This window comes from Pseudomonas sp. JL3 (assembly GCF_031570575.1).
In the GTDB taxonomy this organism is placed as follows: domain Bacteria; phylum Pseudomonadota; class Gammaproteobacteria; order Pseudomonadales; family Pseudomonadaceae; genus Aquipseudomonas; species Aquipseudomonas cucumis.
In genome coordinates this window covers 387,292-398,307 of record NZ_JAKWJK010000001.1, presented here as the reverse complement: position 1 = coordinate 398,307, position 11,016 = coordinate 387,292, and the positions used below count along the sequence as shown (strand labels likewise).

At 59.9% G+C, this 11,016-nt stretch carries 11 protein-coding genes; 6 read left to right on the top strand and 5 right to left on the bottom strand.

The window, feature by feature from the left end; genetic code table 11:
• Positions 1–239: 239 nt before the first annotated feature.
• Positions 240–1,694, bottom strand: coding sequence for a transglycosylase SLT domain-containing protein (locus tag MMG91_RS01605; RefSeq protein ID WP_305449478.1), 1,455 nt, complete (start codon positions 1,692–1,694; stop codon positions 240–242).
• A gap of 99 nt (positions 1,695–1,793) precedes the next feature.
• On the bottom strand, positions 1,794–2,561 hold the full coding sequence (gene gloB, locus MMG91_RS01600; RefSeq protein WP_310658718.1) for a hydroxyacylglutathione hydrolase: 768 nt from the start codon (positions 2,559–2,561) through the stop codon (positions 1,794–1,796).
• Positions 2,562–2,626: 65 nt separating this feature from the next.
• Between gloB and MMG91_RS01595 the strand changes: the two genes are divergently transcribed.
• The 5 genes from MMG91_RS01595 (at position 2,627) to MMG91_RS01575 (ending at position 8,006) form a co-directional block, all read left to right on the top strand.
• Positions 2,627–3,385, top strand: a complete 759-nt coding sequence (locus MMG91_RS01595; protein ID WP_052964263.1) for a methyltransferase domain-containing protein — start codon at positions 2,627–2,629, stop codon at positions 3,383–3,385.
• Positions 3,386–3,476: 91 nt separating this feature from the next.
• Positions 3,477–3,929 carry a ribonuclease HI gene (gene rnhA, locus MMG91_RS01590; RefSeq protein WP_003180633.1) on the top strand — a complete coding sequence of 151 codons (453 nt, stop codon included), beginning with the start codon at positions 3,477–3,479 and terminating at the stop codon, positions 3,927–3,929.
• Between the two features lie 154 nt (positions 3,930–4,083).
• Positions 4,084–4,842: a DNA polymerase III subunit epsilon gene (gene dnaQ / locus MMG91_RS01585; RefSeq protein ID WP_305449479.1), complete on the top strand. Its 759-nt coding sequence runs from the start codon at positions 4,084–4,086 to the stop codon at positions 4,840–4,842.
• Between the two features lie 279 nt (positions 4,843–5,121).
• Positions 5,122–7,377, top strand: a complete 2,256-nt coding sequence (locus tag MMG91_RS01580) for an Orn/Lys/Arg decarboxylase N-terminal domain-containing protein (protein WP_310658518.1) — start codon at positions 5,122–5,124, stop codon at positions 7,375–7,377.
• Between the two features lie 14 nt (positions 7,378–7,391).
• Positions 7,392–8,006, top strand: a complete 615-nt coding sequence (locus tag MMG91_RS01575; RefSeq protein ID WP_310658517.1) for a GNAT family N-acetyltransferase — start codon at positions 7,392–7,394, stop codon at positions 8,004–8,006.
• Here MMG91_RS01575 and MMG91_RS01570 read toward each other — a convergent pair.
• Together MMG91_RS01570 and MMG91_RS01565 are read right to left on the bottom strand one after the other, a co-directional pair.
• The gene (locus MMG91_RS01570; protein ID WP_310658516.1) at positions 7,972–8,865 is read right to left on the bottom strand and encodes a LysR family transcriptional regulator; all 894 of its coding nucleotides are present in this window, start codon (positions 8,863–8,865) and stop codon (positions 7,972–7,974) included. The two genes, MMG91_RS01575 and MMG91_RS01570, sit on opposite strands and share 35 nt — an antisense overlap.
• 88 nt (positions 8,866–8,953) lie before the next feature.
• Entirely contained in the window at positions 8,954–9,190 is a 237-nt protein-coding gene (locus MMG91_RS01565) for a hypothetical protein (protein ID WP_310658515.1), read from the bottom strand.
• Between the two features lie 184 nt (positions 9,191–9,374).
• On the opposite strand from MMG91_RS01565, the gene MMG91_RS01560 reads away from it, so the two are divergent.
• Positions 9,375–9,935 (top strand): NADPH-dependent FMN reductase, encoded by a 561-nt coding sequence (locus MMG91_RS01560; RefSeq protein ID WP_038984096.1) that lies wholly within the window; start codon positions 9,375–9,377, stop codon positions 9,933–9,935.
• Positions 9,936–9,989: 54 nt separating this feature from the next.
• Here MMG91_RS01560 and MMG91_RS01555 read toward each other — a convergent pair whose 3' ends face one another.
• Positions 9,990–10,940, bottom strand: coding sequence for a DUF1853 family protein (locus MMG91_RS01555; protein WP_310658514.1), 951 nt, complete (start codon positions 10,938–10,940; stop codon positions 9,990–9,992).
• Positions 10,941–11,016 lie beyond the last annotated feature (76 nt).

Genomic DNA, 11,016 nt, shown 5'->3' with positions numbered 1-11,016 from the left:
TAACAGCTTGTATCGACAGGAAAAAGACAGGGGGTTAATGCGTGGTTAATTGTGCAGGTGAATGACTTGTAGCAGCTGGCGAAGCCTGCGTTCGGCTGCGCAGCAGTCGTGAATTCGGCTGACGTGGTCTGCCTGACGTACCGCAATCTCTGATTTTTACGACTGCTACGCAGCCGAACGCAGCCTCGCGAGCTCGGCAGCTGCTACAGGGCTGCGATCTTTTCGGCATCACATCAATCTTAGTGCGGCGAAGCAACCGTCAGCATTTGCCCCGGCTTCAGCGCCTGGCCAACCCGAGGGTTCCAGCGCTTGAGGTGCTGCATTTCAACGTTGAAACGTTTGGCGACCATGTACAGCGAGTCGCCTTGCTTGACCTTGTATTGGGTCTGTTGCGTCTTGTTGGTTGCCTTGCCGTTGGTCTTGCTGTTCGCCGCCACCACGGTGTTGACGCGCCCGGATTTGCGCTTGGTGGTGTCCTGCATCACCAGGGTCTGGCCGACCTTGAGGTTCTTGCCGGTCAGTTTGTTCCAGCGTTGCAGGTCCTTGATGTCGACCTTGTTGGCCTTGGCAATGGTGCCCAGATTGTCGCCGCGTTTGACTCGATAGGCGCGCTTGAGGCTGGCGATTTCGCTGTCGTCTGCGCCTTCGAACACCGGCTTGAGCGATCGCTGACTGATCAGCTCGCCAGGGCCCATGGTCGACAGGCTGGCGGTCAGCAGTTGCGCCTTGGACGTTGGCACTAGCAGATGCTGGGGGCCGTCGATGGTGGTGCGCTGCTTGAAGGCCGGGTTGAGCTGGAACAGTTCGTCTTCGTCGATATTGGCCACCGCGGCGACCTTGGACAGGTCCATGCGCTGGTTGATTTCGACGACCTGGAAGTACGGTTCGTTGGCGATCGGATTGAGGTTCACGCCATAGGCTTCGGGCGCCAGGACCACTTGCGACAGGGCTAGCAGCTTCGGCACATAGGCCTGGGTTTCCGCTGGCAGCGGCAGGTTCCAGTAGTCGGTCGGCAGGCCGAGTCGTTCGTTGCGCTCGATGGCCCGGCTGACCGTACCTTCGCCAGCGTTGTAGGCCGCCAGGGCCAGCAACCAGTCACCGTTGAACATGTCGTGCAGGCGGGTCAGGTAATCCATGGCCGCGGTGGTCGAGGCGGTGATGTCGCGACGGCCATCGTAGAAGCGGGTCTGACGCAGGTTGAAGTAACGCCCGGTGGAAGGGATGAATTGCCAAAGACCCACCGCGTTGGCCCGGGAATAGGCCATCGGGTTGTAGGCGCTTTCAATCACCGGCAACAGCGCAAGCTCCAGCGGCATGTTGCGTTCTTCAAGGCGTTCGACGATGTAGTGAATGTAGAGGCTGCCGCGTTCGCCGGCATTTTCGAGGAAGGACGGGTTACTGGCGAACCACAGGCGCTGTTGCTCGATGCGCGGGTTGACGCCCAGGTTGTCCTGCAACTGGAAGCCTTGGCGCATGCGCTCCCAGACGTCCTGTGGAATTTGCGGTGTTGGTTTTTCACTGAGCCAGATGGGTTTTTGCTTGGCTCGGGCGGCGATATTCGGAGTGTGTGTCGCTTCGGTCTGCGGCACATGGCTGGAACAGCCCGCCAAAGTGGCGGACACAGCCACCGCGATGGCTTGAGCCAAGCGGGTCAATGCGTCTGAATTGATGGCTTTACGAATAGGTGACGACATTGGCTGGAAGTAAGTTCCGGGCAAAAATGTCGGGCGATTCTAGAAAGCGCACCCCCTGCGGTCAACCATTCAGAATTTTTGTATCACCAAGCAGGCTGCCTAGAACGTATCTTTCCAAGCTCTAAGAGCAGCAAAAACCGCACTCGGAGCCCGGTTATCGAGTCCGTTCCGTTCGTCCACTTTTTCTTTAACGGATGTTTCTCCGGTGCGCAAAAACGGATTGGTGAGCTTTTCCAGTGCCAATGTCGAAGGCAGCGTCATGATTCCGGCTTCGCGTTGCCGGGTGACTTTGGCCAGTCGTTCGAGGGTGTCGGGGTTGTTCGGTTCGACTGCTGCGGCGAACTTCAAATTGCTCAGGGTGTACTCGTGGGTGCAGTAGACCAGCGTGTCTTCGGGCAGCGCCGCGAGGCGGCTCAGCGAGTGATGCATTTGCTCGGGCGTGCCTTCGAATAACCGTCCGCAACCGGCAGCGAACAGGGTGTCGCCGCAAAACAAATGGCCCTGGTGATAAAAGGCGATGTGCCCGAGGGTATGGCCTGGCACCTGGATGACGTCGAAGTCCCAGCCCAGCACGCTGATGCGGTCATTGTCCTTGAGTGCCACGTCCCGCACCGGGATGCTTTCGCTGGCCGGGCCATAGACTGTCGCGTCTGTCGCTTTTTTCAGCCGCTCGACGCCGCCGACATGGTCATGATGGTGATGAGTGATCAAAATATCGCTTAACACCCAACCCGGATGCGCCGTGAGCCAGGCTTGTACTGGCGCGGCATCGCCCGGATCGACCACGGCGCAGCGGTGGGTGCTGTGGTCTTGTAACAACCAGATGTAGTTGTCGGTGAAGGCGGGCAGGGCACTGATCTGTATCATCATCGGATTCGCCAAGCGGAAAACATTGGCGCATCTTAGAACTTCCTGGCGCGTTGGAGAATGCAATGACCGATAAAGCGTTCGCTCAGGCCGATCCTGAGTGGCTGACATTGATCAGCGCGGCCCGTGAATGGCTGTCCGGGCCCATCGGGCAATTTCTGCTGGACGAAGAACGACGCATGCTCGAAGACGAGTTGGGGCGCTTCTTCGGCGGTTACCTGGTGCATTACGGCCCCTCGGCGCAGACGCCACCGTCGGCGCCGCAGGTCCAGCGCAATGTGCGGCTCGGTGCGCCCTTGCCGGGAGTCGAGATCGTCTGCGAAGAGCAGGCCTGGCCTTTGAGCGAGCACGCCGCCGATGTGGTGGTGTTGCAGCACGGGCTGGATTTCTGCCTGTCGCCCCACGGTTTGCTGCGCGAGGCGGCGAGCAGTGTCCGGCCTGGCGGGCATCTGCTGATTGTCGGGATCAACCCCTGGAGCAGTTGGGGGTTGCGTCATGTGTTCGCCCATGACGCCTTGCGCAAGGCCCGCTGCATTTCACCGTCGCGGGTGGGTGACTGGCTGAATCTGCTGGGCTTTGCGCTGGAGAAACGCCGCTTCGGGTGCTATCGTCCGCCGCTTGCGTCGCCCGCCTGGCAGGCCCGTCTGGCCGGTTGGGAGCGCAAGGCCGGTGACTGGCAATTGTCGGGTGGTGGCTTCTATTTATTGGTCGCGCGCAAGATCGTGGTGGGCCTGCGCCCGGTGCGCCAGGAACGGCGCGAACCGATGGGCAAGCTGATTCCGTTGCCGATGGCCAAGGTCAACCGTCGTCACCTCGAACCGTAATACCTGTTTATTTTCCCGGCCGGGTTCGCCCCGGCCTCGGGCATCGTCGGTCACTGATCGGCGAGCCACCGCATTTTCTGGAAAGATTGGCATGAGCGATAGCGTAGAACTCTTCACCGATGGCGCCTGTAAGGGCAACCCCGGCCCGGGCGGCTGGGGGGCGTTGCTGGTGTGCAAGGGCGTTGAAAAAGAACTCTGGGGCGGCGAAGCCAACACCACCAACAACCGCATGGAGTTGATGGGCGCGATCCGTGGCCTGGAAGAACTCAAGCGCTCCTGCGACGTGCTGCTGGTGACTGACTCCCAATACGTGATGAAAGGCATCAACGAGTGGATGGCCAACTGGAAGAAACGCGGCTGGAAAACCGCGGCCAAGGAGCCGGTGAAAAACGCCGATCTGTGGAAACTGCTTGATGAGCAGGTCAACCGCCACAACGTCACCTGGAAATGGGTGCGCGGGCACATTGGCCATCATGGCAACGAACGGGCCGACCAACTGGCCAACCGTGGCGTTGATGAAGTGCGTGGGTACAAACAAGCCTAAACCCTTCACTGATCGTTTCCATGCTCTGCGTGGGAATGATCAGTGGGAGCGAGCCTGCTCGCGATTGGCCGCAACACGGTGTATCTGAAAGACACCAGCGGGCGTGTTAACATCGCCGCTTTTGCACGATTGACCCGTTGAGAGCTGAGCACTGATGGCCACCAGATCCGTTGTACTCGATACCGAAACCACCGGCATGCCGGTGACCGACGGCCACCGGATTATCGAAATCGGTTGTGTCGAGTTGATCGGTCGGCGCTTGACCGGCCGGCATTTCCACGTTTACCTGCAACCGGATCGCGAGAGTGACGAAGGCGCCATCGGCGTCCACGGCATCACTAACGAATTCCTGGTGGGCAAGCCGCGTTTCACTGAAGTGGCCGATGAGTTCTTCGAGTTCATCAAGGGCGCGCAGCTGATCATCCATAACGCGGCGTTCGACGTTGGCTTCATCAACAACGAATTCGCCCTGATGGGCCAGCACGATCGCGCGGACATCACGCAACACTGCTCGATCCTCGACACCCTGATGATGGCCCGGGAACGTCACCCGGGGCAGCGCAACAGCCTCGACGCCTTGTGCAAACGCTATGGCGTCGACAACTCCGGCCGTGAACTTCACGGCGCCTTGCTCGACTCCGAGATTCTCGCCGACGTTTACCTGACCATGACCGGCGGCCAGACCAGCCTGTCGCTGGCCGGTAACGCGTCCGATGGCAATGGTTCAGGTGAAGGTGCGGACAACTCCGCCACGGAAATCCGTCGTCTGCCAGCCGATCGTCAGCCGATCCGGATCATTCGTGCCAGTGAAGAGGATTTGGCTCAACACATGGCACGTCTGGAAGCCATCGCCAAATCCGCCGGCGCGCCGTCGCTGTGGCAGCAATTGGCGGAGGCCAAGGCTCAGGCCTGATTCAGCGTGCGTTCCATGTAGCAGCTGCCGAAGGCTGCGTTCGATCGCGCAGCGGTCGCAATCAAGCAACACACGGTCCTACTGATATTGCGCAGGGCGAGGGCTTCGCCCTCGAACGCAGCCTGCGGCAGCTGCTACAGGTGGGGCGTCGCGATCTTTGCCACAATAGAGTGCGGCAGTTGATCCGCTATAGGGCATCCCCCTCGCCACATGCGCTTCAACCCTCTACCCTGAGGTTATTGGCAGGCCACGGTCTGCCGCCTCAGGACACCGAGCCCCATGTATAAAGATTTGAAATTCCCGGTCCTGATCGTCCACCGCGACATCAAGGCCGACACCGTTGCCGGTGATCGTGTGCGTGGCATCGCCCGGGAACTGGAGCAGGAAGGCTTCAGCATCGTCTCGGCGGTCGATTACAACGAAGGGCGTCTGGTCGCCTCGACTCATCACGGCCTCTCTTGCATGTTGATTGCCGCCGAAGACGCCAGCACCAATGCTCATCTTCTACATAACATGGCCGAGTTGATCCGCCTGGCAAGGGTTCGGGCGCCGGACCTGCCAATCTTCGCCCTGGGCGAGCAGGTCACCCTGGAAAATGCCCCGGCCGACGCCATGGCCGAGCTCAATCAGCTGCGCGGCATTCTTTATTTGTTCGAAGACACCGTACCCTTCCTCGCCCGTCAGGTTGCCCGCGCGGCACGCAAATATCTGGACGGTCTGTTGCCACCGTTCTTCAAGGCGCTGGTACAGCACACAGCTGACTCCAATTATTCCTGGCACACCCCCGGCCATGGCGGCGGCGTGGCGTATCACAAGAGCCCGGTGGGGCAGGCGTTTCATCAGTTCTTCGGGGAAAACACGCTGCGTTCGGATTTGTCGGTGTCGGTACCGGAACTCGGTTCGCTGCTGGATCACACCGGCCCGCTGGCGGAGGCAGAAGCGAGAGCCGCGCGCAATTTCGGCGCCGATCATACCTTTTTCGTGATCAATGGCACCTCGACCGCCAACAAGATCGTCTGGCATTCCATGGTGGCCCGCGATGACCTGGTGCTGGTGGATCGCAACTGCCACAAGTCAGTGCTGCACTCGATCATCATGACCGGCGCGATTCCGCTGTACCTGTGCCCGGAGCGCAATGAGCTGGGGATTATCGGCCCGATTCCGTTGAGTGAATTCAGTCGCGAATCGATCCAGGCCAAGATCGACGCCAGCCCGCTGACTCAGGGCCGCGAGCCCAAGGTCAAGTTGGCGGTGGTGACCAACTCGACTTACGACGGCCTGTGTTACAACGCCGAACTGATCAAGCAGAGCCTGGGCAACAGCGTCGAGGTGTTGCATTTCGATGAGGCCTGGTACGCCTACGCGGCGTTTCACGAGTTCTTCGCCGGCCGTTACGGTATGGGCACCTCCCGCAGCGAAGACAGTCCGCTGGTGTTCACTACGCACTCCACGCACAAACTGCTGGCAGCCTTCAGTCAGGCGTCGATGATTCACGTTCAGGACGGCGGGGCGAGGCAATTGGATCGTGACCGTTTCAACGAAGCATTCATGATGCACATCTCGACTTCGCCGCAGTACAGCATCATCGCCTCGCTGGACGTGGCGTCGGCGATGATGGAAGGGCCGGCCGGGCGTTCGCTGTTGCAGGAAATGTTCGACGAGGCCCTGAGTTTTCGCCGGGCCCTGGCTAATCTGCGTCAGCATATCGCCGCCGATGACTGGTGGTTTTCCATCTGGCAACCACCCTCGGCCGAAGGTATCGAGCAGGTGGTCACCAAAGACTGGTTGCTGCAACCCGACGCCGATTGGCACGGCTTTGGCGGCGTGACCGACGACTACGTGCTGCTTGATCCAATCAAGGTCACGCTGGTGATGCCGGGTTTGACGGCGGGCGGTGCGCTGAGCGCGCGGGGGATTCCGGCGGCGGTGGTCAGCAAATTCCTTTGGGAACGTGGGCTGGTCGTGGAAAAGACCGGGCTGTATTCATTCCTGGTGCTGTTCTCCATGGGCATCACCAAGGGCAAATGGAGCACGTTGCTGACCGAGTTGCTGGAGTTCAAGCGCAGTTACGACGCCAATGTCAGCCTGGCCAGCTGTCTGCCGTGCGTGGCGCAACACAATATTGCCCGTTATCAAGGCATGGGTTTGCGCGATCTGTGTGATCAATTGCACGCCTGTTATCGCAGCAATGCCACGGCCAAACACCTCAAACGCATGTACACCGTACTGCCGGAAGTCGCCATGAAGCCGGCGGACGCCTATGATCAATTGGTACGCGGGGAGGTTGAGGCTGTTTCGATCGATGCTCTGGACGGGCGGATCGCAGCGGTAATGCTGGTGCCATACCCGCCGGGGATCCCGTTGATCATGCCCGGCGAGCGTTTCACCGAGTCGACCCGTTCGATCATCGATTACCTGAAGTTTGCCCGTACGTTCGACAGTAGTTTCCCCGGATTTGTCGCCGATGTGCATGGCTTGCAACACGAAGACGAGGGCAATGGACGGCACTACACCGTCGATTGCATCAAGGAATGAGGACCTTTCCGAGTATGCAACCAGTCATGAATCCCAAATACCCAGGCCTCTCGGTGCGTGTCGCCGATGAGGGGTTTGCGGCCTATATCTGGGGCAGTGATTTCAGTTTTGAAGTCGCCGCCTATGGTGCCGCGCAAATCGGTAAGCCGGTGGCGCAGTGGCCGGTGACGCCAATCACCCCGTATCGCAAGTGTTATGGCATCGATCCCGAGGAATTCAGCAGTTTTCACGATGCCACTGACAGCGCGATTTTCATGGCCTATCTGGATGACGAGCCGGTGGGTCATTTGGTGGTCAGCACTAACTGGAACGGCTTCGCCCATATCGACGAATTGGCGGTGCATGCTCCGGCGCGCCGTCATGGCGTGGCCAAGTCGCTGCTGGACGTGGCGCAGTTCTGGAGTCGCAAGAAAAAACTGCCGGGCATCATGCTGGAAACCCAGAACAACAACCTGGGCGCCTGTCGGCTTTATGAGCGCTGTGGCTATGTGGTCGGCGGGATCGATCATCTGCGCTATCGCGGGATCGATCCGAACACCGCTGAGGTGGCGTTGTTCTGGTATCGCCTGTTCGATAATCCGCTGGAAAGCCCGCTCAGCTCGCCAGCATCGCCACGGCTTGTTCCGTGATGATGTCCAGTAACGCCTGAGCGGCCGGTGAGGGCTCGGCGCTCTTGAGGCTCAAGGCAAAGACGTTGATCGGCACGGCAGGCGCCAGCGGGCAGGCATCGAGCCCGGCCGATTTGGCGCCGAGGGCGGTAAACGGATCGACGATCGCCAGGCCTTCGCCGGCCTCGACCATGCTGCGCATCATTTGATGAGTCTGGACCCGGGTCTGGATGACCGGGGCAGGGCGCAGCGCATGCAGTTTGTTGTCCAGCGCCGGGCTTAACGGATCGTGACCTTCCAGGCCAACCATCGACTGGCCGGCCAGGTCCTGCAGCGAGATGTACTTCTGTTTCGGTTGCAGCCAGCCATGGGGCGCCAGCAACTGGAGCTTGCCTTGGGCGATGACCTGGCAATGGATGTCGGCGTGGTCCGGGTCATGCAGGCTCAGGCCCAGATCGCTTTCACGCAGCAGCAGGCTTCTGACAATCTCGCGTGTCGGCTGGCTCAGGAGGGTGCAAGGTGCGTCGGGGAGGCGTCGGCGCAGAGCCGCGATGCTGTGTGGCAACAGGTGTTGCGCCAAAGGCGGGGTGCAGATGATTCGAAGGGGTGGGGCCAAATATTGTTTGAGGCTGTTGGCCAGTCGCTGGACCGGCTCAAGGGCTTCATAGACGTGGGCGATCTCGACCTGTAGCTCCCGCGCCTCGCGCGTGGCTTGCAGGCGACCACGCACGCTGGCAAACAGCATGAAACCCAACTGATCCTCGGCATCACGCAGGGTGCGTTCAATCTCGGCCACCGGCAGTTGCAGCCATTCGGCGGCGGTGCCCAGATGACCGGTCTGCAGGAGCGCCTGGATCACTTCGATATGACGTAAACGCATGCGTGAAGTCCATGTTCAGCAGGTGAGGGAGTCAGTCACTGAATCCTAACTCAAGTGCGTGCATATGACTTCTGCTCATAACAGCGGGTTATGAGGCAACGTTCGTTTCAGGTTCGCGAATCAGGGTAATGCCCGATTGCACCAGCACAAATTCGTTGTCGTCGAGCTTGTTGAGCCGGTCGCCAATGGCCAGCTTATAGGTGGTGACAGGCGCAGAGCCGGCGAGGCCGTCGTGCGACGGGGTGGATTCCTGGAACTCATGCACGGAATAAACACGGCCTTCCGCGTCTCTTGCATGGAACTGACCGACGAGTACTGCTGCCATCTGCTTAGAACCTCTGGAGATAAATCACTCAATTTGCGGTTCTGTAGACCGTGGTTGGGCGAGGTAAGTTTTCCTACAGGAAAAAAATAGTCAGGGGCGGCGATTTTCCGTCGCCCGCTGGTTGAATCGTCATCTGATCATCTATAACTAGAAGCTCTTCCCATCGGACAGTCGAGAATTTTCCATGAGCAACGTCTACGAGATCGCCGTTCTGGTCGGCAGCCTGAGAAAAGCGTCGATCAACCGCAAGGTTGCGCTGGCGCTGGCCGAGCTGGCGCCTGCCAATCTGAAGCTGAACATCGTCGAAATCGGCGATTTGCCGCTCTACAACGAAGACATCGATGGCGAATCACCGCCGGCAGCCTACAGCACTTTCCGGCAACAAGTGAGTTCATCCGACGCGGTGCTGTTCGTAACCCCGGAATATAACCGTTCGGTACCGGCGCCATTGAAGAATGCGATCGACGTGGGTTCGCGCCCCTACGGCAAGAGCGCCTGGAACGGCAAACCGGGTGCGGTGATCAGCGTTTCACCAGGTGCCGTCGGTGGATTTGGGGCCAACCACAATATTCGACAGTCGATGGTGTTTCTCAATGTGCCGTGCATGCAGCAGCCGGAAGCCTACTTGGGCGGCGCCGGTTCAGCGTTCGACGAGGCAGGCAAATTGTCCGAGTCGGTCAGGCCGTTCTTGCAGAAGTTCATCGATGCGTATGCGCTGTGGGTTGAGCAGCATAAAAAGCAATGACTATCCCTTTGTAACCTGTAGCAGTTGCCTCGCAGGCTCGGCAGCTGCTACAACTCAACCATTACCCGGCACATTCGGCCAAAGATCGGACACCAGAAACAGCCGCTCGGCTTCTTCCCAATCCCCGTTCGTACGTTCTGTCAGCCGCACCATCAATTGTGCCGGTGCCAACGGGTCCAGGTCGCTAAGCCATGCACTCAGCTGTTCAGCGTTCCAGGTCTGCTCCTCGGGATAGTGTGCCGGCGCCAGCCAGGCATGACGGGGCAGGGGTTGCCAGCGACCGAATGGGCGCTGCACGACAAAGTCCGCCCAATCCTTCTGATGCAGCCAGCTACCGCGCAAATGCCGAGGGTGCGCGCCGCTGGGTGATTCGGCCTGCCCCGGCCACGGATAGAGCAGATAGCCGCCCAGCCACAGATGCGCACTGAACTGCTGGATATCCAGCGACGCCAGCACTGCACGGCTTTCCGCCCGTGCGGAAATCGGTAATTGATGCTGGCTCAGGTGCTTCAGTTTACGGTCCAGCCGATCATGACAACCCGGTCCGAGCCACTGCGCGGTGTCATGGCCGTCACCATTCTGTGGCCCAAGATAGAGCTTGATCGCCAGTTCCAGGTGATGCACGCCGTCGCGATCACGCAGCAGCATGTCCAGTTCACCCAGAGTGTGGCCTTCACGGCGGATCGGCATGTTGGCGGCAATCAGTTCGATGCCCGGCGCGTGCCGCACGGCGTACTGCCACAGGCGCTCGTAGTACAAACCCAGCCGCCGGGTCCTGGCCTGGGCCAGCCAGTGCAGCAAATCGTAGCTGTCGCGATCCAGTTGCCTGAGCCAGTGTTCCAGGCGCTCCGGTGCCTGCACCCAGTCGCTGCCGGCCAGTGGGTGACGCTGCGGCCACGGGGTGACGCTGAGCATCGGCGGCGCGAGGATGACCCAGGCCAGGTCGCGCACTTCAGGGTGGCGCAACTGGTGAGGTAACTGGAGCAAATCTGGAAATAGGATCATCTTGCGAGCATAGCCCGAAACACGAGCGCACCGTCGTGGCTGAAAGGGTTTTGTCTACGCCGCGCTTTCGCCCATA